This window comes from Janibacter terrae NBRC 107853 (genome assembly GCF_001591405.1).
Lineage (GTDB): Bacteria > Actinomycetota > Actinomycetes > Actinomycetales > Dermatophilaceae > Janibacter > Janibacter terrae.
This window is the reverse complement of the sequence record NZ_BCUV01000002.1, coordinates 321,231-344,129: the sequence shown is the minus strand read 5'-3', so window position 1 is coordinate 344,129 and position 22,899 is coordinate 321,231. Positions and strand designations below refer to the sequence as shown.

At 73.0% G+C, this 22,899-nt stretch carries 20 protein-coding genes; 9 read left to right on the top strand and 11 right to left on the bottom strand.

Going from position 1 to position 22,899, the window contains the following annotated elements; translation table 11 throughout:
* Positions 1-89 precede the first annotated feature (89 nt).
* The 4 genes from JT1_RS01730 to JT1_RS01715 all read left to right on the top strand — a co-directional run bounded on the left by JT1_RS01730 (position 90) and on the right by JT1_RS01715 (position 7,277).
* Positions 90-791 carry a response regulator transcription factor gene (locus JT1_RS01730; protein WP_068321994.1) on the top strand — a complete coding sequence of 234 codons (702 nt, stop codon included), beginning with the start codon at positions 90-92 and terminating at the stop codon, positions 789-791.
* Positions 788-3,403 (top strand): DUF4153 domain-containing protein, encoded by a 2,616-nt coding sequence (locus JT1_RS01725; protein ID WP_068321991.1) that lies wholly within the window; start codon positions 788-790, stop codon positions 3,401-3,403. Before JT1_RS01730 ends, JT1_RS01725 begins: the two co-directional genes overlap by 4 nt.
* Before the next feature lie 104 nt (positions 3,404-3,507).
* Complete coding sequence (locus JT1_RS01720) at positions 3,508-5,274, top strand: acetyl/propionyl/methylcrotonyl-CoA carboxylase subunit alpha (protein WP_068321985.1); 1,767 nt, start codon at positions 3,508-3,510, stop codon at positions 5,272-5,274.
* A complete protein-coding gene (locus tag JT1_RS01715; RefSeq protein WP_082807394.1) occupies positions 5,274-7,277 on the top strand; it encodes an MFS transporter in 2,004 nt (667 codons plus the stop codon). Before JT1_RS01720 ends, JT1_RS01715 begins: the two co-directional genes overlap by 1 nt.
* On the opposite strand, the gene JT1_RS01710 is transcribed toward JT1_RS01715, so the two are convergent.
* The gene (locus JT1_RS01710) at positions 7,238-7,534 is read right to left on the bottom strand and encodes an antitoxin (RefSeq protein ID WP_068321982.1); all 297 of its coding nucleotides are present in this window, start codon (positions 7,532-7,534) and stop codon (positions 7,238-7,240) included. The genes JT1_RS01715 and JT1_RS01710 overlap by 40 nt on opposite strands.
* Before the next feature lie 56 nt (positions 7,535-7,590).
* A complete protein-coding gene (locus JT1_RS01705; RefSeq protein ID WP_068321979.1) occupies positions 7,591-9,003 on the bottom strand; it encodes an NAD(P)H-quinone dehydrogenase in 1,413 nt (470 codons plus the stop codon).
* A 25-nt stretch (positions 9,004-9,028) separates the two neighbouring features.
* Here JT1_RS01705 and JT1_RS01700 point away from each other — a divergent pair, with 25 nt between their 5' ends.
* The 5 genes from JT1_RS01700 to deoC are packed head-to-tail and all read left to right on the top strand — an operon-like array spanning position 9,029 to position 13,636.
* On the top strand, positions 9,029-9,847 hold the full coding sequence (locus tag JT1_RS01700) for a purine-nucleoside phosphorylase (protein WP_068321976.1): 819 nt from the start codon (positions 9,029-9,031) through the stop codon (positions 9,845-9,847).
* Positions 9,847-11,547 carry a phospho-sugar mutase gene (locus JT1_RS01695; protein WP_068321973.1) on the top strand — a complete coding sequence of 567 codons (1,701 nt, stop codon included), beginning with the start codon at positions 9,847-9,849 and terminating at the stop codon, positions 11,545-11,547. The genes JT1_RS01700 and JT1_RS01695 overlap by 1 nt, the downstream gene beginning before the upstream one ends.
* An 11-nt stretch (positions 11,548-11,558) precedes the next feature.
* Positions 11,559-12,191: a uridine kinase family protein gene (locus tag JT1_RS01690; RefSeq protein ID WP_068321970.1), complete on the top strand. Its 633-nt coding sequence runs from the start codon at positions 11,559-11,561 to the stop codon at positions 12,189-12,191.
* 10 nt (positions 12,192-12,201) lie between these two features.
* Positions 12,202-12,849, top strand: coding sequence for a YigZ family protein (locus JT1_RS01685; protein ID WP_068321967.1), 648 nt, complete (start codon positions 12,202-12,204; stop codon positions 12,847-12,849).
* A gap of 10 nt (positions 12,850-12,859) precedes the next feature.
* Positions 12,860-13,636, top strand: a complete 777-nt coding sequence (gene deoC, locus JT1_RS01680; RefSeq protein WP_068321964.1) for a deoxyribose-phosphate aldolase — start codon at positions 12,860-12,862, stop codon at positions 13,634-13,636.
* Positions 13,637-13,684: 48 nt separating this feature from the next.
* Here deoC and JT1_RS01675 read toward each other — a convergent pair whose 3' ends face one another.
* From JT1_RS01675 to JT1_RS01640, 9 genes are all read right to left on the bottom strand, one after another.
* Positions 13,685-14,608 carry a hypothetical protein gene (locus JT1_RS01675; RefSeq protein ID WP_068321961.1) on the bottom strand — a complete coding sequence of 308 codons (924 nt, stop codon included), beginning with the start codon at positions 14,606-14,608 and terminating at the stop codon, positions 13,685-13,687.
* A gap of 142 nt (positions 14,609-14,750) precedes the next feature.
* A complete protein-coding gene (locus JT1_RS01670; RefSeq protein WP_068321959.1) occupies positions 14,751-15,899 on the bottom strand; it encodes an adenosine deaminase in 1,149 nt (382 codons plus the stop codon).
* Complete coding sequence (locus JT1_RS18795; RefSeq protein ID WP_255218222.1) at positions 15,896-16,030, bottom strand: hypothetical protein; 135 nt, start codon at positions 16,028-16,030, stop codon at positions 15,896-15,898. Before JT1_RS18795 ends, JT1_RS01670 begins: the two co-directional genes overlap by 4 nt.
* Before the next feature lies 1 nt (position 16,031).
* Positions 16,032-17,333 (bottom strand): thymidine phosphorylase, encoded by a 1,302-nt coding sequence (locus JT1_RS01665; protein ID WP_068321956.1) that lies wholly within the window; start codon positions 17,331-17,333, stop codon positions 16,032-16,034.
* Positions 17,330-17,737, bottom strand: coding sequence for a cytidine deaminase (locus JT1_RS01660; protein ID WP_068321954.1), 408 nt, complete (start codon positions 17,735-17,737; stop codon positions 17,330-17,332). Before JT1_RS01660 ends, JT1_RS01665 begins: the two co-directional genes overlap by 4 nt.
* Before the next feature lies 1 nt (position 17,738).
* On the bottom strand, positions 17,739-19,001 hold the full coding sequence (locus JT1_RS01655; protein WP_068321951.1) for an ABC transporter permease: 1,263 nt from the start codon (positions 18,999-19,001) through the stop codon (positions 17,739-17,741).
* Positions 18,998-20,095, bottom strand: a complete 1,098-nt coding sequence (locus JT1_RS01650) for an ABC transporter permease (protein WP_068321949.1) — start codon at positions 20,093-20,095, stop codon at positions 18,998-19,000. Before JT1_RS01650 ends, JT1_RS01655 begins: the two co-directional genes overlap by 4 nt.
* Positions 20,092-21,633 (bottom strand): ABC transporter ATP-binding protein, encoded by a 1,542-nt coding sequence (locus tag JT1_RS01645; RefSeq protein ID WP_068321946.1) that lies wholly within the window; start codon positions 21,631-21,633, stop codon positions 20,092-20,094. Before JT1_RS01645 ends, JT1_RS01650 begins: the two co-directional genes overlap by 4 nt.
* Positions 21,634-21,713: 80 nt before the next feature.
* Positions 21,714-22,751, bottom strand: a complete 1,038-nt coding sequence (locus JT1_RS01640) for a BMP family lipoprotein (RefSeq protein ID WP_068321944.1) — start codon at positions 22,749-22,751, stop codon at positions 21,714-21,716.
* Between the last annotated feature and the right edge of the window lie 148 nt (positions 22,752-22,899).

Genomic DNA, 22,899 nt, shown 5'->3' with positions numbered 1-22,899 from the left:
GCCCTAGGGGAATGCGGACTCCCGGATCTGCAGACAATCTCCACACGTCGTCCCCGGGATCCACCAATCGGGCTGCCTAGCCTGAACCCATGACCTCCACCCACGCGCCGCGACGGGTCCTCGTCGTCGAGGACGACCCGACGATCAACCAGGCGCTGACCGACCGGTTCGTCGCGGAGGGCTTCGAGGTGTCGCAGGCCCACGACGGGCCGGGGGCGGTGGCGGCCCACGCCGAGCACCACCCCGAGGTGGTCGTCCTCGACCTCATGCTGCCGGGCTTCGACGGGCTGGAGGTGTGCCGCCGGATCCAGGCCGAGCGCCCGGTGCCGGTGCTGATGCTCACCGCCCGCGACGACGAGAGCGACATCCTCGTCGGGCTCGGTGTCGGCGCCGACGACTACCTCACCAAGCCCTTCCGCATGCGCGAGGTCGTCGCCCGGGTCCGCGCGCTGCTGCGCCGCATCGAGCGTGCCGCGGAGCTCTCGCGCGACGCCGGGCCGGTGACCCTCGACGGCCTCGTGCTCGACGCACGCACCCGGCGCTGCACCGTCGAGGGGCTCGCCGTGCACCTGACACCGACCGAATTCGACCTCCTCGCCCTCCTCGCCCGCGAACCCGGCTCGGTCGCGCGCCGCGAGCGGATCGTCGCCGACCTGTGGGGCTGGGACGAGAGCCTGGGTCGCGGCAGCCTGGACAGCCACGTCAAGTCGCTGCGCGCCAAGGTCGGCAGCCACCGCATCCGTACCGTCCACGGCGTCGGCTACGCCCTCGACGACGGGACGGGTCGATGAGCCGCTCCGCTCCCCTGCTGGAGCTGACCTCGATCCGGACCCGCCTCGCCGTGCTCGTCGGCGCCAGCATCGTCGTCGCGGCCGTCGTCGGCACGATCGGGACCGACGCCGGGGTCCCGCTCTGGCTCGGCCTGCCGGCGACGATCGGCGTGGCGCTCGTCATCACCCGCTGGCTCGCCACCGGGATGACGACGCCGCTGCTCCAGATGACCGAGGCCGCGCAGCGGATGGCGCGCGGCGACTACGACGCACAGATCACGACGAGCGGGCAGGACGAGGTGGGGAGCCTCGCGCGGGCCTTCAGCTCGATGGCGGGCGAGCTGCGCGAGGCCGAGGAGCACCGGCGACGCCTCGTCGCGACGGTCGCCCACGAGCTGCGCACGCCCCTCAGCGCCCAGCAGGCCCTGCTGGAGAACCTCGTCGACGGCGTCGTCGCCCCCGACGACACGACCCTCGGCGCAGCGCTCGCGCAGTCCGAGCGGCTCGGTGCCCTCGTCACCGACCTGCTCGACCTCTCCCGCCCCGACGGCCGCGGGATCCCGTTGTCCCCCAGCCGTATTCGCGTCCTCGAGCTCCTCGACGAGGCCATGGACGAGGCCCGCCTCCAGGGCCGCGAGCTCACGCTCGTCGCCGACGTCGAGCCCTCCGACCTCACCGTCACCGGCGACCGTGCCCGGCTCGCCCAGGTGACCGCCAACCTCCTCGACAACGCCGTCCGGCACAGCCCCGCCGGCGGCACCGTCACCCTCACCGCCCGCGCCGACGCCGAGCGCTGGCAGCTCACCGTCGCCGACGAGGGTCCGGGGCTCTCGCCCGAGCGCGCCGAGCGCCTCTTCCACCGCTTCGGTCCCGGCGGGGACGAAGGGGGTGGCACCGGCCTCGGCCTGGCCATCGCCGCGTGGGTCGCGTCGATGCACGGAGGCAGCATCCGCACGGTCGGCACGGGTGCCGGAGCGCGGATCCAGATGACGCTCCCGCTCGTCCCGCCACGTCCCTCCCCCTCGCCCGCCCCGCTCACCACCCAGGAGACCGCCATGACCGCCCAGCCCGTGCCCACCACGCCCCTTCGAGACGGCGCGAGCGCGCCTCCGGTTCCTGAGGAGGGAGTCCGCGCAGCGGGCGAGCGTCTCGAAGGGCAGGGGGCGGGTGCGGCACCCCCTTCCCTCTCGCTGGCGCGGTGGTGGCCGGAGCGCACGAGCGAGGGTCGGCCCCGGCTGCTGCTCGCCGCGCTCGCCGTCGGGCTGCTCGCCGCGGTCCTCCTGCCGGGCAACGCGATCGGGCTCGGCCTGCTCGTCGTGCTCACCGCCGGCGGCGCGGCGCTGTGGTTCGCCTCGCCGCGTCGCGCCGCGCCCTGGTCGTGGTGCACGGCGGCGCTCGCGCTGCCGCTCGGCCTCACGACGGTGCTGCGCGACGACCCGGCGACGAGCTTCTTCGCGGTCGCCGTCGCCGGCGTGCTCGCCGCCACCGCGTGCACCGACGCACGCACCGTCGCGGGCATCGCGGCCTCGGTCATCGCCTGGCCGCTCTCCGCGCTGCGCGGTCTGCCGCTGCTCGACCGGACGATTCGGATCCTGGCCCGCCGGGGCAGCGCGTGGTCGATCCTGCGTACCGGCGCCGTGAGCCTCGTCCTGCTCCTCGTCTTCGGTGGGCTGCTCGCCTCCGCCGACGCCGTCCTCGGGTCCTGGACCTCGGCGCTCGTCCCCGAGATCAGCGACATGGCCGTCCTGCGCGTCTTCGTGCTCGTCTTCTTCGCCGGGGTGACCCTCGCGGGCCTCTACCTCGCGATCAACCCGCCCGTCGTCGACGGCGCGAGGCCCTCGCCGCGCATCCCAGAGCGCGAGTGGCAGGTCCCCCTCGGTGTCGTCATCGCGATCTTCGTCGCCTTCGTCGTCGCGCAGGCCGCCGCGGTCGTCGGCGGGCACGACTACGTCCTGCGAACCGCAGGGGTGACCTACGCCGAGTCGGCCCGCCAGGGCTTCGGGCAGCTGACGCTCGCCACCGCGCTCGTCCTGCTCCTCGTCGCGGGGGTGCGCACCCTGGGACGCACGAGCACAGACCGCGACCGCACGGTCATGCGGGCGATGAACGCGGCGCTGTGCGTCCTCACGCTGCTCGTCGTCGCCTCCGCCCTGCGCCGGATGGCGCTCTACCAGGACGCGTACGGGTACACGACGCTGCGCGTCAACGCCGACCTCTTCGAGATCTGGCTCGGGCTCGTCGTGCTCGCGGTCCTCGTCTCGCTCTTCACGCCGTCCCGCCGATGGGTCGGTCGGGCGGTGCTCGTCACGGCCGCGGCCCTGACGATCGTCGGCACGGTCGGCAACACCAGTGCCCGGGTGGCCGAGCACAACATCCAGCGGTGGGAGGAGACCGGCAGGCTCGACACCGAGTACCTGAGCAGCCTGCCGGGCGACGCCGTGCCGGCCATCCACACCAGCTCGCTCCCGGCGCAGCTGAAGACCTGCATCCTCTCGCAGCACCAGGTCCACGGCGCGGGCGACGAGCAGAGCCTGCCGGGCTGGAACCTCGCCCGCTCCCGCGCCGAGGAGATCCGGGCGCTCTACCCCGTGCCGACCGCCTGCGCGCCGGGCCGCGGCTCGTCGACGAGGTGAGCCACGCACCCTCCGTCACGGCCTCGCGGCGGAGGGAAAAGGTGGCGCGGGCCACGATGCGGTCGGGTCATCGAGGGGCTGGGGCACGCAGTAGTCTGCGACGCATGGCCATCAGCAAAGTCCTCATCGCGAACCGCGGCGAGATCGCCGTCCGCATCGCCCGTGCCTGCGCCGACGCAGGCATCGGCTCCGTCGCCGTCTACGCCGAGCCCGACCGTGACGCCTTGCACGTCAAGGTCGCCGACGAGGCGTACGCCCTCGGTGGGCAGACCCCCGCCGACAGCTACCTGCTCCAGGACAAGCTCCTCCAGGTCGCCAAGGACGCCGGTGCCGACGCGGTCCACCCGGGCTACGGCTTCCTCGCGGAGAACGCCGACTTCGCCCAGGCCGTCCTCGACGCCGGGCTGGTCTGGATCGGGCCGAGCCCGCAGGCCATCGACGCGCTCGGCGACAAGGCCAAGGCCAAGCACATCGCCGTCAAGGCCCACGCCCCGCTGGCCCCCGGCACCAACGACCCGGTCAAGGACGCCGACGAGGTCATCGCCCTGGCGCAGGAGTTCGGCCTGCCGATCGCCATCAAGGCCGTCTACGGCGGCGGCGGCCGCGGCCTCAAGGTTGCCCACACCATGGAGGAGATCCCCGAGCTCTACGACTCCGCCGTCCGCGAGGCCGTCACGGCCTTCGGCCGCGGCGAGTGCCTCGTGGAGAAGTTCCTCGACAAGCCCCGCCACGTCGAGACCCAGTGCCTCGCCGACCAGCACGGCAACGTCGTCGTCGTCTCCACGCGTGACTGCTCCCTGCAGCGCCGCAACCAAAAGCTCGTCGAGGAGGCACCCGCCCCCTTCCTCACCGAGGAGCAGCACGCCGAGCTCGTCCGCGCGTCCAAGGCGATCCTCAAGGAGGCCGGGTACGTCGGCGCCGGCACCTGCGAGTACCTCGTCGCCCAGGACGGCACGATCTCCTTCCTCGAGGTCAACACCCGCCTGCAGGTCGAGCACCCCGTGACCGAGGAGGTCACCGGCATCGACCTCGTCCGCGAGATGCTGCGCATCGCCGACGGCGAGGAGCTCGGCTACGACGACCCGGTCGCCCGCGGTCACTCCTTCGAGTTCCGCATCAACGGCGAGGACGCCGGCCGCAACTTCATGCCGGCCCCCGGCACCGTCACCAAGATGCGCGTGCCCCACGGCCCGGGTGTCCGCTGGGACGCCGGCATCGAGGAGGGCGACACCGTCGCCGGCGCCTTCGACTCGATGATCGCCAAGCTCATCGTCTCCGGCGCGACGCGCCAGCAGGCCCTCGAGCGCTCGCGCCGCGCCCTGGCCGAGCTCGTCGTCGACGGCATGCCGACGGTGGTCCCCTTCCACCGGGCGATCGTCTCCGACCCGGCCTTCGCGCCGGAGGGTGACGCCCCCTTCAGCGTCCACACCCGCTGGATCGAGACCGAGTTCGACAACCAGATCGCCCCCTACGGCGGCGAGGTCGGCGAGGCAGCGGACGAGGGCGAGCGCCAGAAGATCACCGTCGAGGTCGGCGGCCAGCGCCTCGAGGTCGTCCTGCCCGGTGGACTCTCGCTCGGTGGTGGCGGAGGTGCCGCGGCCAAGAAGAAGGCCCCGAAGCGCTCCGGCGGGGGTGGCGGCGGCGCCGCGGCCTCCGGCGACAGCCTCACCGCGCCGATGCAGGGCACCATCGTCAAGATCGCCGTCGAGGAGGGCCAGCAGGTGGCCGAGGGCGACCTGGTCGTCGTCCTCGAGGCGATGAAGATGGAGCAGCCGATCACCGCGCACCGGGCCGGCACCATCACCGGCCTGGCCGCCGAGGTCGGGGCCACGGTCAGCAACGGCGCGGTCATCGCCGAGATCAAGGACTGATGAGCGCCTCCCCCACGAGCCTCGACGCCGCCCCCGGCACGCCCTCGCGGCGTACCGGGGGCGGCCTCGTCATCGCCGTCCTCGCGCTGTGCGGCACCGTCGTCTCGCTCCAGCAGACGATGGTGCTGCCGCTCGTCCCCGAGCTGCCCGCCCTCATCGGCACCAGCACCGGCAATGCCTCGTGGATGGTGACCGCGACCCTCGTCGCCGGCGCCGTCGCGACCCCGGTCATCTCCCGCATGGCCGACATGTACGGCAAGCGGCGGATGATCCTCGTGACCCTGGCGATCGTCGCCCTCGGGGCGCTCGTGGGCGCCTTCGCCACCACCCTCCCGCTCCTGCTCCTCGCCCGTGCCCTGCAGGGCATGGGCATGGCACTCGTGCCGGTCGGGATCGCGACGATGCGCGACGAGCTCGACCCCGACCGCGTGCCCCTGGCCGTGGCCCTGATGAGCGCGACCCTGGCCATCGGTGCCGGCGTCGGCCTGCCCCTCGGCGGCTACCTCGCCGAGGCCTTCGACTGGCACGTCGTGCTGTGGCTGCCGGGCGTGCTCGCGCTCGTCATGCTGGCGCTGGTGCTCGTCACCGTCACGGAGTCGAGCGTGCGCACCGCCGGCGCCTTCGACCACCGGGGCGCCGTGCTGCTCAGCCTCGCCCTCGTCCTGCTGCTCCTCGCGGTCTCCAAGGGCTCGGACTGGGGCTGGACCGACGCCCGAACCCTCACGTCCGTCGCCGCGGGGGTCGCGCTGCTCGCGGTCTTCGTACCGCTCGAGCTGCGCATCCCGAACCCCCTCGTCGACATCCGCACCGCCGCGCAGCCGGTCGTCATGGCGGCCAACGCCATCTCGGTCTTCATGGGGTTCGCGATGTTCGTCAACATGCTCGTCTCGACGCAGCTGCTGCAGACCCCCACGAGCACCGGGTACGGCCTGGGCCTGGACGCACTCCACGCCGGGCTGTGGATGGCCCCGTCGGCCGCGGCCTTCGGACTCCTCGCGCCGCTGTCGGGGTGGGTCACCCGCCGCTTCGGCCCCGAGCTGGCCATCGGCCTCGGCGGCGCGATCATGACGATCTCCTACCTCGCCCGCATCCCGCTGAGCGGCACGGTCACCCTCGTCGTCCTCGGCACGATCACGGTGACCATCGGCACCGCCCTGGCCTACTCGGCGCTGCCGACGCTCATCATGCGCTCGGTCCCCGTCACCGAGACGGCGGCGGCCAACGGCCTGAACACCCTGCTCCGCTCCGTGGGCACCTCGAGCGCCAGCGCGGTCACCGCCGCCGTGCTCGCCGCGAGCGTCTCGGCGGCGACGCAGGGGCACCCGAGCTTCGGCGCGCTGCAGCTGATGTTCGTCCTCGCCGCCAGCGCCGCGGCCGTCTCGACGGGCGTCATCGTCCCCTTCCTGCGCCGGCGGGTCGCGGAGGGCGAGACCCAGTCGACCGAGCGGCTCACCGTCGACCACGTCGTCCGGGGCCGGGTCGTGGACCCGCAGGGCCGTGGGGTGCCCGGCGCGATCGTCACCGTCCTCGGGGGGCGCGGCAGCCACATGGACTGGGCGCACACGGACTCGGCGGGCGACTTCAGCGTCGCCACCGGCGGCCGGATGCGCCACCTCTTCGTCGTCTCGGCCATCGGGTGGGCGCCCGTCTCGGCGTACCCGGACCTCTCCGAGGACCGGACGCTCGCCCCCTTCGTCGTCGGGGAACGGCTCACCGTCTCCGGGCGGGTCACCGACGAGCAGGGGCACGCGGCCGCGGACGCGTCGGTGGTCATCACCCGTCGCACGGGTGGCTCGGTCTCGTGGGTGCGCACGGACGCGGACGGCAGCTACGCGCTCCCCCTGCCGCGCGAAGGGGGCTACGACCTGACCGCGGTCGACCGCGCGTCGGGCGCCACCGCGAGCCGGCTCATCGCCGTCGGAGGACGCTCCATCACCCTCGACCTGCAGCTGGTCGCGGCGGCTCAGCCGGGCAGCTTGCCGCAGCCCGTCGGGTCGGACTGACCCTCGGGGTCGGTCTGACCCTTGGGGTCGGTCTGACCCTCGGGCCCGGTCTCCTGCTCGGTCGGCAGCCCGATCCTGTCCTCGAGGAAGTCGCCGGCCGTGTCGATGATCGACGTGAACCTGCCACCGGTGCGCTGGTCCACGGCGTCCTGGACCTTGTCGATCGCGCTGCGCGCCTGGTCCGGGTGGTCACGCGCCGCATCCCGCGCCTTGTCGACGTACTCGCCACCGTTGAACTGCTGCGGGGTGTTGCCCATGGTCGGCTCCTTCGTCACGGAGCCGCCGGTCGGCCCCCTTCGACCCTAGCGGCGGATCAGTCCTCGCGACGGGGGTGCAGACGACGCGCGGCCTCCGCGAGCGTCCCCGTGAGCGAGGGGTAGACGGTGAAGGTCGAGGCGACCTGGTCGACCGACAGGCGGTTGTGCACCGCGATGGCGACCGGGAAGATCAGCTCGGAGGCCCGCGGGGCCACGACGACCCCACCGAGGACCGTGCCGGTGCCGCGGTAGGCGAAGAGCTTGACGAAGCCCTCGGTGATCCCGAGCATCTTGGCGCGCGGGTTGCGCGAGAGCGGCATCGTCACGGCCTCGACGTCGGGGTTGTCCGCGGCGTCGGCAGCGGTGAGCCCGACCGTCGCGATCTCCGGGTCCGTGAAGACGTTGGCCGAGACGGCCGAGAGGCGAAGGGGGGCCACCGCGTCACCCAGCGCGTGCGCCATGGCCGTGCGGCCCTGCATGGCCGCGACCGACGCGAGGGCGAAGACTCCGGTGCAGTCCCCTGCCGCGTAGATGCCGCGGACCGAGGTGCGCGAGACCCGGTCGGTGACGACGTGGCCTGAGTCGCTCAGCTCGACCCCGACCTCCTCGAGGCCGATGTCGCGGGTGTTGGGCACGGCCCCGACGGCGATGAGCACGTGGCTGCCCTCGACCTCGCGGCCGTCCTCGAGCGTGACGACGACGCCGTCGCCGCGGCGCTGCGCCGAGGCCATCCGCGAGCGGTTGAGCACGGTCATGCCGCGACGGCGGAAGACGTCCTCGATGACCGCGGCCGCGTCCTGGTCCTCGCCCGGCAGGACGAGGTCGCGCGAGGAGACGAGCGTGACGTCCGCGCCGAGGCCGAGGTAGGCCTGGGCGAGCTCGGCGCCGGTGACACCGGAGCCGACGACGATGAGCCGCTCCGGCATGTCCGGCAGCGCGTAGATCTGCTGCCAGGTGAGGATCCGCTCGCCGTCCGGCTGAGCGGCCGCCAGCACCCGCGGGCTCGCCCCCGTGCTGAGGAGCACGACGTCGGCCTCGACGGTCTCGGTGCCCGTGCCGGTGGTGACCTCGACCGTGCTCGGCGAGGTGAGCCGGCCGGTCCCGGGCAGCACGCGCACGCCCACCTCGGCGAGGCGGGCGCTGATGTCGGCGGACTGCGCGGCGGCCAGATCCAGGACGCGCTGGTTGATGGCCCCCAGCTCCGCGACGGTCTCGGTCGCGACGTCCCCCTCGGGGTCCTCGAGGTGGACGCCGAGCTCGGCGGCGGTCCCGATGCCACCGAGGTAGTCGGCGGTCGCGATGAGGGTCTTGCTCGGGACGCAGTCGGTGAGCACCGCGGCCCCGCCGATGCCGTCCCGGTCGACGACGGTGACGGAGGCGCCGAGGTGGGCCGCGACGAGCGCCGCCTCGTAGCCGCCGGGTCCGCCACCGAGGATCACTACTGAGCTGGTTCGTGTCACGCCACCCATCCAACCACCCTTGTAGATTGCGGCTGTGACCGAGCAGACCCACAGCCAGGACCCCTTCGCCCTCGCCCGTGAGGCGGCGGCCGTCATCGCCGACCGCACCGGTGTCGAGCGCCACGACGTCGCCCTCGTGCTGGGCTCCGGCTGGGGCCAGACCGCGGACCTCGTCGGCGAGACGGTCACGACGATCGAGCAGGCGCAGGTGCCGGGTTTCTCCACCGCCGCCGTCGCCGGCCACTCCGGGCAGATGCGCTCCGTCGACATCGCCTCCTCGGGTCGTCGCGCGCTCGTCTTCGGCACCCGGACCCACTACTACGAAGGGCGGGGCGTGCGCGCCGTCGTGCACGCCGTCCGCACGGCGGCCGCGGCCGGTTGCCGGGCGATCGTCCTCACCAACGGGTGCGGCGGCCTGCGGCCGGAGTGGGGGCCCGGCACGCCGGTCCTCATCAGCGACCACCTCAACCTCACGGCGACCTCGCCGATCGAGGGCGCCAACTTCGTCGACCTCACCGACCTCTACTCCCCCCGCCTGCGCGAGCTGGCCCGCGAGATCGACCCCGAGCTCGACGAAGGCGTCTACGCCCAGTTCCGCGGGCCCCACTACGAGACGCCGGCCGAGGTGCGCATGGCCGGGATCCTCGGCGCCGACCTCGTCGGCATGAGCACGACGCTCGAGGCGATCGCCGCGCGCGAGGCCGGGCTCGAGGTCCTCGCGCTCTCCCTGGTCACCAATGCCGCTGCCGGCATCAGCGAGACGCCGCTGGCGCACGACGAGGTCGTCGCCGCCGGGCAGGCTGCCGCCGAGCGCTGCGGCACCCTCCTCGCCGACATCGTGGGGCGCATCTGATGAGCGAGTACTCCGGTCGCCACTCCGCCACCGAGCTGCCCGACGACCTGCTCGTCGCGGCCGCGGAGTGGGCGGCCGACGACCCCGACCCGGTCACCCGCGCCGAGCTCCAGGACCTGGTCACCGCGGCCGAAGGGGGTGACGCCGTCGCCGTCGCCGACCTCACCGGCCGCTTCGCCGGTCTCCTGCAGTTCGGCACCGCCGGGCTGCGCGGCGCCCTGGGGGCCGGGCCGCACCGGATGAACCGCTCCGTCGTCATCCGCGCCGCCGCCGGCCTCGTGGCCCACCTGAAGACCCTGGGAGACGGCGCCTTCGTCGTCGTCGGGCGGGACGCGAGACACAACTCCGACGCCTTCGCCATCGACACGGCCGCCGTGGTCGTGGCTGCGGGCGGTCGGGCGGCGGTCCTGCCGCAGCCGCTGCCGACGCCGGTGCTCGCCTTCGCGATCCGTCACCTCGGCGCCGACGCCGGGGTCATGGTGACGGCCAGCCACAACCCGCCGCAGGACAACGGCTACAAGGTCTACCTCGGCGACGGCCGCCAGATCGTCCCGCCGAGCGACGCGCAGATCGCCGCGCAGATCGACCGGGTGGCGAGCGTCGCCGACGTCCCGCGCGCCGAGGGCGGGTGGGAGGTGCTCGGCGACGAGGTGCTCGAGGCCTACCTCGACGCGATCGCCGGAGTCGTCGCCCCGGACACCCCGCGCGACCTGCGGGTGCTGCACACCGCGCTGCACGGTGTCGGCGACGGCACGGTCCAGGCGGCCTTCACCCGGGCGGGTTTCGCTGCGCCCCAGCAGGTCCCGAGCCAGGCCGCGCCCGACCCGGACTTCCCCACGGTGGCCTTCCCCAACCCCGAGGAGGACGGCGCGCTCGACGCCGCCCTGGCCGCCGCCCGCGAGAGCGGGCCCGACCTGGTCATCGCCAACGACCCGGACGCCGACCGGTGCGCGGTGGCCGTCCCGGACGCCGGCGTCGACGGCGGGTGGCGGCTGCTGCGCGGTGACGAGCTCGGCGTGCTGCTCGCCTCCCACCTCATCGTGCGCGGGGTGCCCGAGGGACGTCGCATGGCCAGCTCGATCGTCTCCTCCCGGCTGCTCGCCGCGATGTGCCGCCAGTCCGGGGTGGCCCACGAGGAGACGCTCACGGGGTTCAAGTGGATCGCCCGCGTCGAGGACCTGCACTACGGCTACGAGGAGGCGCTCGGCTACTGCGTCGCGCCCGACCTCGTCCGGGACAAGGACGGGGTCTCGGCCGCTCTCCTCGTCGCCGAGCTCGCCGCGATCCTCAAGGCCGAAGGCAGGACCCTCCAGTCGGTCCTCGACGACCTGCACACCCAGCTCGGCGTGCACGCGACGGACGCCTTCTCCATCCGGGTCACCGACCTCGCCGACATCGTCGTGCTCATGGCGCGCCTGCGCCGGACGCCACCGACGGAGGTCGCCGGCTCACCGGTCACGAGCAGCGAGGACCTGGCGCTGGGGGACGGTCGGCTGCCGCCGACCGAGGGCCTGCGCTACCTGCTCGAGGACGGCTCGCGGATCATCGTGCGCCCCTCCGGGACGGAGCCCAAGCTCAAGGTCTACCTCGAGGCCATCGAACCGGTAGCCGCGCCCGAGGACCTCGGCGCGGCTCGCGAGCGCGCGGCGGAGCGCCTGGGCCGGGTGCGGGCAGCGATGGAGGGCCTCACCGCCCTCTAGACTCTCCCTTCGTGCCCACGCCCACCCCTGCCCCCGAGACCGGCCGCATCGTCGTCCTCGCGGGGCCGAGCGGATCGGGCAAGTCGCGGCTCGCCGGTCGCCTCCGGCGCCGGCACGGGTGGCCCGTCGTGCGGCTGGACGACTTCTACAAGGACGCCGACGCCCCGGACCTGCCGCTCAGCGAGGAGCTCGGGATGGTCGACTGGGACCACCCGGCCAGCTGGGACGAGGACGCCGCGGTCGCCTCCCTCCGCCGGCTGCTCACGACGGGCCAGGCATCGATGCCCGTGTACGACATCAGCGTCTCGCGCGCCACCGGCACGCACACAGTGACCGCCCACGCGCACGACCTCGTCGTCGCTGAGGGCATCTTCGCGGCGGAGGCCATCCCGGCGCTGCGCGCGGCCGGGCTGCTGCACTCCGCGTGGTGCATCCGCCACCACCGGCTCAAGACCTTCGTCCTGCGCCTGGCGCGCGACCTCAGGGAGCGCCGCAAGCCCCCGCTCACGCTCGTCCACCGCGGCCTGGTGCTCATGCGCGAGGAACCGCGCGTCGTGGCTCGTCACGTCGAGCTGGGCGCGCGCTGCGCCACGCCGTCGCAGGCCGAGCGGCTGCTGGCCGGGCACCGTCCGAGCTGCGCCTGAGGACCCGGCGGTGGCGACGACGTCGTACCTGACGATCGCCCACGACGGCGAGGTCGAGATCGAGGTCAGGCGGTCCCGTTTCCGCTGCACGCTCGAGCGCGTCGAGACGCAGGACGAGGCGCGGGCCGTCGTGGAGCGGCTGCGCACGCAGCACTGGGACGCCCGGCACCACTGCTCTGCCTTCGTCCTCGGGCCCGAGCGCGGGACCACGCGCTCGTCCGACGACGGCGAACCCTCGGGGACCGCTGGTGCGCCCATGCTCGAGGTGCTCCTCGGGCACGGTGTGTCCGACGTCGTCGCGGTCGTGACCCGCTGGTTCGGTGGTGTGCTCCTCGGCACCGGTGGCTTGGTCCGCGCCTACGGCGACTCCGTGCGCGCCGGGCTGGCGGACGTCGGCACCCTGCGCCGCACGCTGGTCACCGAGCACGAGCTCGTCGTCCCGCATGCCGAGGCCGGCCGGATCGACAACGAGCTGCGCGCCCGGGGCGTCCGCGTGCACGGCGCCCGGTACGCCGCCGAGGTGACGCTGCGGCTCGGCGTCGCCGCCACCGACCAGGACACGCTGCCCCCGCTCGTGGCCGAGCTGACCGCGGGCACCGGCCGGCTGCGCGAGGTGGGCTCGCGCTGGGTGGACGGCGGGCGCGACGGCACCACCTAGGCTTGCGGGCATGACGCGACCCCCCTTCGCCGCCGGCAGCACGCTCACCGTCCAGGACGTCGCCGACCTCATCGACCATGCGCTGCTCAAGCCGGAGCTGACGCCCGACGAGGTCGCCACCTCGGTCCGCGAGCTCGCCGCGCAGCGCATCTGGAGCGTCTGCGTGCGGCCCAGCGACGTGGCCCTGGCCAGGGAGACCGTCGCCGAGGTCGTCGGCAGCCCGACCCGGGTGTGCACGGTCATCGGCTTCCCCCACGGCACGACGTCGACCGCCGCCAAGGTCGCCGAGTCGCGGCAGGCCCTCGCCGACGGTGCGAGCGAGCTCGACATGGTCCTCAACATCGGCCGGCTGCGCGGCGGGGACGTCACCGCGGTGCGTGACGACATCGCGGCCGTCGTCGAGGTCGGGCACGCGGCCGGCGCGATCGTCAAGGTCATCTTCGAGACCGCGCTGCTGGACGAGCGGGCGAAGGTCGACGCGTGCCGGGCGAGCGCCGATGCCGGGGCGGACTTCACCAAGACGGCCACCGGGTTCGCGGGAGGCGGCGCCACCCTCGCCGACGTCGCGCTGATGCGCGCCCACACCCCCGAGCGCATGGAGGTCAAGGCCTCCGGCGGCGTCCGCGACATCGCGACCCTCCTGGCGATGCTCGCCGAGGGCGTCACGCGCATCGGCACCTCGAGCACCGCGGCCCTGCTCGCCGAGGCCGAGCAGCTCGGTCCGGACGGCCTGGTCGTCCCCGACCCCGGCCGGACCACCGACGCCGCCCCCAGCGCCACCTACTGACCCCTCCCTCCTCGGTGGAGGCGAACGCGCTGACCTTTCGTCCGCGCGTCAGCATCCACTCGTGAGACGCCGGTGCGCGGTGACGACCTGGGCCATGAAGTCCTCCTCTAGGGTGCGCAGCCCGATCGTGTCGATCCGCAGCACGGTGTCCCCGGCCAACGTCGCGAAATTGTGCCGCAGGTTGTCGTCGCTCACCGCCAGTCCCCACCGGTGGCCGGCTCCGTCGATCTCGACGACGAGGCCGCAGGCCCATCGCACGTCGAGGTAGATCCGGCCCCTGGGACCGCGCCTGACGACCTGCCGCTGCGGCTCCGGCAGTCCGTGGATCCGGCAGATCCGGGCGAAGTCGAGCTCGCTCAGCGCCTGGGCGCCACCCGCGATGTCGGCGGCGACGAGCCTGATGAACTTCCGTCGGGTGCGACCGCGCACCTCGCGGGTGGCGACGACGAGCTGGTCCCCCGTGACCAGCCCCTGCTGGACGGGCAGCACCATGATGAGCGCGGCCTGTCGGTCCGAGCGGGCCCAGTGCGCTCCCCTCACGGCCGCCGGCCCGGGTGCCGCGACCGGGAGACCGGTCGCGCTGACATGGCGACGAGGGCGCGTCCGCACCTTGTGGAGCACGACCCCGTCGACGGGGTGGGTCCTCGCGGTGTGCGGCACCGAGACGTGGATGCTCGGCTCGGCGAATCCCGTGAGCCCCCTGTGATGCAGTGCGCTCACGCCGTCGACCACGGCGATGCGCTCGCCCACCTCCCAGACCGCGCGCCAGCGCTCGGCGAGCAGGCTCAGGTCGCCCGTGTGGACCGCGATGGTCCATCGCCCGTGCTCACGCCAGCGACCCGCACGGACGTGGCCGCGCACCTCGTCGCGGTCGATCCCCGCCGCTCGCAGCATCCGCCGGGAGGCGACGCCGTCCTGCGCAGCAGCCGCTGCCACGGCGACCCGGTGCACGGCCCTGATGCGTTCGATCACGGACCCAGCACACCGGCTCGGAGCTGATCGAGGGCGGCGGACCACCGGGCTGTGGGTACCCGCGTCGTGAGCTCGCCCCCTGGGGACGAATCGGTGGAGGTGTACGCGCGGGGGTTTCCCCGGCGCGTACACCTCCACCCGGTCAGGGTCGGGAGGCAGCCGCTGCGTAGCCCGGCTTGATCGTCCCCTCGATGAGCTCCAGCCGCTCGTCGAAGGGGAGGAAGGCCGACTTCATCGCGTTGGTCGTCACCCAGCGCAGGTCCTCGAGCGTCCAGCCCGCCTCGGTGACGAGCGCGGTCATCTCCTTGGTCATCGACGTGTCCGACATCAGCCGGTTGTCGGTGTTGAGGGTGACGCGGTAGCGCAGCAGCGCGAGCAGGGTGATGGGGTGGGCGGCGATCGACGGCGCGGCGCCGGTCTGGACATTGCTGTGCGGGCACATCTCGAGCGGCACCCGGGTGTCCCGGACGAAGGACGCCAGCCGCCCGAGCCGCAGCTGCGAGGGGTCCTCCCGCGCGGCCTCGTTGGCGGCGAGGGGGTCGTCGGTGACGGTCGCCCCGCGGAAGCCGATGTCGTCGACGATGCGCACCCCGTGCCCGAGCCGGTCGGCGCCGCACCACTGCAGCGCCTCCCAGATGCTCGGCAGCCCGAAGGCCTCCCCGGCGTGGATCGTGAAGTGCGCGTTCTCGCGGCGCAGGTACTCGAAGGCGTCGAGGTGCCGGCTCGGGGGGTAGCCCGCCTCGGCGCCGGCGATGTCGAAGCCCCCGACCCCGCGGTCGCGGTAGCGCACGGCCAGCTCGGCGATCTCGCGCGACTTGGCCGCGTGGCGCATCGCGGTGAGCAGCCCCCGCACGACGATCGGGTGGCCCTCGGCAGCCGCGGCCTCCTCCCCTTCGCGGAATCCGGCGTCGACCTCCTCGACGACCTCCGTCAGGCTCAACCCGCCCTCGAGGTGCTGCTCGGGGGCGTAGCGCGACTCCGCGTAGACGACCCCGTCGCGGGCCAGGTCGAGGACGCTCTCGCGGGCGACGCGGCGCAGCGCGGGGGCGGTCTGCATGACACCCACGGTGTGCGCGAAGGTCTCGAGGTAGCGCACGAGCGAGCCCGAGTCGGCGGACTCGCGGAACCACCGGGCCAGGCCCTCGACCGTCCGGTCGGACCCGCCCACCGGCAGCTCGTGGCCGACCTCGTCGGCGAGGTCGAGCACGGTCTGCGGCCGCACGCCGCCGTCGAGGTGGTCGTGGAGCACCACCTTGGGCAGCGCCCGGACGGCGGCCTCGTCGAGGCTCATGCCTGGTCCTCGCGGTGCAGCGTGCCGGGGCCGAGGGCCGGTGTGCAGATGGCGACGCGACCGACGTGCTCGGCGATGACCATGCCGCCGGCGACGTCGATGATCGACGGGGAGGTGGTGAGCTCGGGCACCTCAGCGCTCCTCTGCGGTGATGCGGTCCAGCACGATCGGGGACGAAGGGGGCGCCTCCCGCGTGATCCGCCACCCGCCCTCGAGCGCCTGCCGGGCGCGCTCGAAGCGCTCCGGGGTGTCGGTGTGCAGCGTCATGAGCGGCTGACCGGCGCTGACGCGGTCCCCCGGGCGGGCGTGCAGCTCCACGCCGGCGCCGGCCTGCACGGGGTCCTCCTTGCGGGCGCGACCGGCACCCAGCCGCCAGGCCGCGACCCCGACGGACATCGCGTCGAGCTCGGCCAGGTGGCCGTCGGCGTCCGCGGTGATCGTCTCGGTCTCGCGGGCGGTGGGGAGCTCGGCGTCGGGGTCGCCGCCCTGCGCGGAGATCATCCGACGCCACACGTCCATGGCCCGGCCGTCGGCCAGGGCCGCGCGCAGCTCGTCGGTACCGACGTCCTTGCCGGCGGCGCGGGTCATCTCGTCGGCGAGCGCGACGGTGAGGTCGACGACGTCGGCCGGTCCCCCGCCCGAGAGGACCTCGACGGACTCGCGCACCTCGAGGGCGTTGCCGGCGGTCAGTCCGAGCGGCACGGACATGTCGGTGATCAGCGCGACGGTGTCGACCCCCGCGTCGGTGCCGAGGTCGACCATCGTGCGGGCGAGCTCGGTGGCGTCCTCACGGGACTTCATGAAGGCCCCGGACCCGACCTTGACGTCGAGGACGAGCGAGCCGGTGCCCTCGGCGATCTTCTTGCTCATGATCGAGCTGGCGATGAGCGGGATGGCCTCGACGGTCCCCGTGACATCCCGCAGCGCGTAGAGCTTCTTGTCAGCCGGGGCCAGGCCCGCGCCGGCGGCGCAGATGACCGCACCGACGTCCTCGAGCTGGGCGAGCATCTCGGCGTTGGTGAGGTCGGCCCGCCACCCGGGGACGGACTCCAGCTTGTCGAGCGTCCCGCCGGTGTGGCCGAGCCCGCGGCCGGACAGCTGCGGGACGGCGACGTCGAAGACGGCGACGAGCGGCGCCAGGGGCAGCGTGATCTTGTCACCCACGCCGCCGGTCGAGTGCTTGTCCGAGGTGGGGCGGCTCAGGGCGGCGAAGTCCATCCGCTCCCCGCTCGCGATCATGGCCGCGGTCCAGCGCGCGATCTCGGGGCGGGTCATGCCGTTGAGGAGGATCGCCATGGCCAGCGCCGACATCTGCTCGTCGGCGACGACCCCACGGGTGTAGGCGTCGATCACCCAGTCGATCTGCCCGTCCGTGAGCTCTCCCCGGTCACGCTTGGTCCGGATGATGTCGACGACGTCGTGCTGCTCGGTCACGGTGCTCCCTTCGTCAGGTCCTGCGCGCCGAAGGCCTGCGGGAGGATGTCGGCGATCGTCAGCTCCCCCTCGGGGGTCTGGATGCGGCACTGCGGCCCACCGTGCTCCCAGAGGAGCTGTCGGCAGCGGCCGCACGGCATCAGGGTCTCACCGCGTGCGTCGACGCACCACACGGCGACGAGCAGGCCGCCGCCGGTGCGCACGAGGTCGCTCACGAGACCGCACTCGGCGCACAGCCCGACGGCGTACGACGCGTTCTCGACGTTGCAGCCGCTCACCAGCCGCCCGTCGTCGGCGAGGCCGGCGACGCCGACCGGGAAGTGGGAGTAGGGCGCGTACGCCCGCTCCATGGCCTCGACCGCGGTCACCCGCACGCGCTCCCAGTCGGCGTCCGTGACCTCCATGTCAGTGGCCCTCTCCCCTGCGGTAGACCTTGCCGTCGGCCGCGGGCATCCGCAGCCGTTGGCTGGCGAAGGCGAGCACGAGCAGGGTCGTCAGGTGCGGGGCGAAGGGGGTGATCTCGCCCGGGACGGTGTCGCTGAGGGCCCAGTAGACGACGACGACGAGGCCCGCCACGACCGCGAAGGTCCCCTGCACGAACGCTCGGCGGCGCAGGACCTGCCACAGACCGATGCCGAGGAGGACGAGCGCGACGAGGAGCAGCAGCGCGTGCAGCGCGGCGCCGCCGCCGCGCAGCTGGAGCGCGTCCATGTAGCCGAAGAGGCCCGAGCCCATGAGCACGCCACCCGGGCGCCAGTTGCCGAAGATCATCGCGGCGAGACCGATGTAGCCCCGGCCGCCGGTCTGGCCCTCGCGGTAGGCGTCGGAGGCGACCATCGCGAGGAAGCCACCACCGAGCCCGGCGAGGCCGCCCGAGGCGACGACGGCGATGTACTTGTAGAGGTAGACGTTGACGCCGAGCGTCTCGGCGGCCACCGGCGACTCACCACAGCTGCGCACCCGCAGGCCGAAGGGGGTGCGCCACAGGACGTACCACGTCCCGGCGATCAGCAGCAGGGCGATGACGGTGAGGGCGGACAGGCCCGTCGTCGCGGCGCGCAGCACGGCGGCCACCTCGGAGACGAAGAACCAGCCCTTGGCCTCGACGCTGGCCAGCGGCTCCGAGATGCCGGGGATCCCCAGCTTCGGCAGCCCGGGCAGCTGCGGCGACTGGACGTCGCTGCCGCCCTCGACCTGGCCGAAGAAGCGCGCCGCGAGGTAGCTCGCGACACCGACGGCGACGATGTTCAGGGCCACACCGGAGACGATGTGGTCGACGCCGAAGGTGACGGTCGCGAGGGCGTGGACCAGGCCACCGAGCGCACCGCAGACGAGCGCACCGAGCACGCCGCCCCACGGACCGGCGTGGATCGCCCCGAAGGCAGCGCCCCACGTGCCGAGGACCATCATCCCCTCGAGCCCGATGTTGATGACGCCGGCCCGCTCCGACCACAGACCACCGAGGCCGGCGAGGGCCAGGGGCATGGCCCAGGCGAGGGCGGCGCTCAGGGTGCCGGACGAGGCGATGTCGCCCTGCCCGGTGACGACGCGGATCGTCGAGAGCACGACGATGAAGCCGGCGAGGGCCAGCGGCCAGAACCAGAAGGGCACCCGGCGAGAGGGCCGGGCGGGCTCGACCTCGGTCTCGGTCCCGACGCTGAGGGTCATGCCGGGGCTCCTTCCGTCGTGGCATCGAGCTGACGGGCGACGTGCCGCTGCTCCATGCGCTGCTCGATGCGGTGGACGACCTCGTAGGCGATGACGACCGCCAGGAGGATGACGCCCTGGATGATGAAGACGAGCGCGGGCGAGACGTCGGCGCGCAGCTGCAGCCCGTCGCTCGCCTTCTCCAGCCACGACCACAGCAAGGCCGCGAAGGCGATGCCGATCGGGTGGTTGCGGCCGAGGAGGGCGACGCCGATGCCGATGAAGCCGACGCCCGACTGGAAGTTCATGCCGTAGCTGTGGTCGGCGCCGAAGAAGCCCGGCATGCCGATGAGGCCGGCGACGGCACCCGAGGCGATCATCGCGACGAGGACCATCCGCGGGACCTTCACGCCGCTCGCGACCGCGGCCGACTCGGACTCACCGGTCGCGCGCACGTCGAAGCCGAAGCGGGTGCGGTTGATGACGAACCAGTAGCCGATGCCGAGGAGGACCGCGAGGAGGAGCAGGGTGTAGACCTTGCCCGTCGCGCCCGGGACGAGCCCGAGTCCCTCGAGCTGGCTCGAGGCCGGGATCTCCTGCGTGCTGCGGGTGTTGCTGCCCTCGGCGCGCTGTCCCCACGAGCGCAGGCCCCACGCGACGAGGCCGCCGGAGATCGCGTTGAGCATGATCGTCGAGATGACCTCGGAGACGCCGCGGCGGACCTTGAGCCAGCCGGCGATACCGGCCCAGAGACCCCCGACGAGCATCGCGACGAGCAGGGCCAGGACGATGTTGAGCGGCCCGGGCAGCCAGCCGTTGCCGGCGACGAGCGCCGCGGCGAAGGTGGCGATGCGGTACTGGCCGTCGACGCCGATGTTGAACAGCTTCATCTTGAAGCCGACCGCGACGGCGACGGCGGCGATGTAGTAGGTGATCCCGCTGTTGACGATGTTGACGATGGTGCGGGGCTTGGGTTCGGACAGCAGCGTCGCCCACACCTTGCCGACCGGGTCGCCCACCGCGACGAGCACGAGCGAGGTGACGACGAAGGCCACGACGACGGCGAGCACCGGGGCCGCGAGGGTGAGCGCCAGGCGGCGCGGGTCGAGCTTCATGATGCGTCCTTACCGGCGCCGGTCATCGCGCTGCCGAGCTCCTGGCTGGTCACGGTGTCGGGGTCGAACTCACCGGTGATCCGCCCCCGCAGGATGACCTTGATCGTGTCGGAGAGCCCGATGAGCTCCTCGAGGTCGGCGCTGACGAGCAGCACGGCGAGCCCCTCGCGCCGCGCGTCGCGGACGAGGTCCCAGATGGCAGCCTGCGCGCCGACGTCGACGCCTCGGGTCGGGTGGCTCGCGACGAGCACCTTGGGGTGGTGGCTCATCTCGCGGCCGACGATGAGCTTCTGCTGGTTGCCGCCGGACAGCGAGCCGACGGTCACGTCGATGCCCGGGGTGCGCACGTCGTACTCGCGCACGATCCGCTCGGTGTCCGCCTTCGCGGCCGAAGGGGTGAGCAGCCCACGTCTCGAGGACGGCGCCTCCGTCTGGTGGCCCAGCATGCGGTTCTCCCACAGCGGGGCGTCGAGGAGCAACCCTTGGCGGTGGCGGTCCTCCGGGATGTAGCCGACGCCCGCCTCGCGGATGGCGCGCACGTCCCAGTCCGAGATGTCGGTGCCCTCGAGGTGGACGGTGCCGGAGGTCGGCTCGAGCATGCCCATGAGGACCTCGACGAGCTCGGCCTGGCCGTTGCCCTCGACCCCGGCGATGCCCAGGACCTCCCCCGCATGGATGTCCAGCGTGATGTCCTGCAGCAGGTCGCGACCGTGGCCCCGCAGGGTGATCTCCCGCATCGAGAGCACGACCCGGTCGGTGACCGTCGACTCCTCGGTCTGCGGGGTCGGCAGCTCCGAGCCGACCATGAGCTCGGCGAGCTGGCGCGCGGTGACGCCGGCCGGGTCGACGGTGTCGACCGTCGTCCCGCGGCGGATCACGGTGACCGCGTCGGCGACGGAGAGCACCTCGTCCAGCTTGTGCGAGATGAACAGGACGGTGATGCCCTCGCGCTTCAGCTCACGCAGGTTGTCGAAGAGCTCCTCGACCTCCTGGGGCACGAGCACGGCGGTCGGCTCGTCGAGGATGATCGTGCGGGCCCCCCGGTAGAGCACCTTGAGGATCTCGACGCGCTGGCGCGCCCCGACGCCGAGGTCGGCGACGAGGGCGTCGGGGTCGATGTCGAGGCCGTACTCGTCGGAGATGCGGGTGATCTCGGCCCGCGCCCCGCCCCGGATGCCGTGCAGACGCTCGGCGCCGAGGACGACGTTCTCGGTCACCGTGAGGTTGTCCGCGAGCATGAAGTGCTGGAAGACCATGCCCACGCCGTGCTTGATCGCCTCGGACGGGCTGGACATCGTCACGGGTTCGCCGTTGATGCGGATCGTGCCCTCGTCGGGCTTCTGCACCCCGTAGAGCATCTTCATCAGCGTCGACTTGCCGGCGCCGTTCTCCCCGACGATGGCGTGGACGGTGCCGCGGCGGACACCGAAGGTGACGTCGCGGTTGGCGACGACGCCCGGGAACCTCTTGGTGATGCCCTCGACCTCGACGGCCAGGCCGCCGCCCCCGGTCACGGGCGCTGGGGTGGTGCTGCTCATGATGCCTCCGGTGGTGGCTCCGACAGGGACGGGGTCCGGCGACGCACTCGGCGCCGACGGACCCCGTCTCGATCAGGGCGTCACTTGGACGGGACGGAGATCTTCCCGTCGATGATCTGCTGCTCGTAGTCGTCGAGGTCCTTGGTGATGTCGTCGATCTTGCCGCCGGTGGTGGCGTAGGAGACGCCACCCTCCTTGAGGCCGTAGACGATGTTGCCGGACTGCGGCTTGCCGTCGACGCTGGCCTTGATGTAGTCGAAGACCGCCACGTCGACGTTCTTGACCATCGAGGTGATGATGACGTCGCGGACGCTCGCGTCGGCCGTCTTGGCCTGGTCGGAGTCGACGCCGATCGCCATCTTCTTGCTCTCGGACGCCGCCTTGAAGACACCCGAGCCGGAGCCGCCGGCCGCGTGGTAGACGACGTCCGCGCCCTTGTCGTACATGCCCTGGGCGGCGGTCTTGCCCTTCGCCGGGTCGGCGAAGCCGGAGCCGTCCTCGGCGAGGTACTTGACCTGGATGTCGATCTTGGGGTCGACGGCCTTGGCGCCGGCCTCGAAGCCCGCCTCGAACTTGTTGATCAGCGGCACGTCCGTCCCACCGATGAAGCCGACCTTGCCGCTCTTGGACTTCATCGCGGCGGCCGCGCCGACGAGGAAGGAGCCCTCCTGCTCGGCGAAGGTCAGCTGGGCGACGTTGTCGGCCTTGGACGCGTCGGAGGCGTCGTCGATGACGGCGAAGCTGATGTCCTGGTTGGCCTTGGCCGCGGCACCGATCGCGTTGGCGTAGATGAAGCCGACACCGATGATGTTGGTGCACCCGGCGTCGACGAGCTGGTTGAGGCGGTCCTCGCGGGCCGCGTCGTTCTCGCCCTGGCTGGCCTCGACCTCGTCGATCTCGACGCCGAGCTCGTCCTTGGCCTGGTCCAGGCCCTTGGCGGCGGAGTCGTTGAACGACTGGTCGCCGCGACCACCCACGTCGTAGGCGAGGCAGGCCTTGACGTCGCTGCCGCCGCCCTCGCCGGAGGTGGCGTCACCACCGGAGTCACTCCCACCGCACGCGCTCAGGGCCAGTGCGGCGACGGACATGATCGATGCAGCCTTCACGGTGTGACGCAAGGCGCTCTCCTTCTCGAGCAGGGGTACAGGGCACGCGATGGCGCATGCCGTCCGGGGGATGCTACGTCCGGGTACGCCCGGGGTCACCAGCCGATGCGATCCGTGGGCCAACTGTTATGAGACCGCGACCCCTCGCGCACCTCCGGCA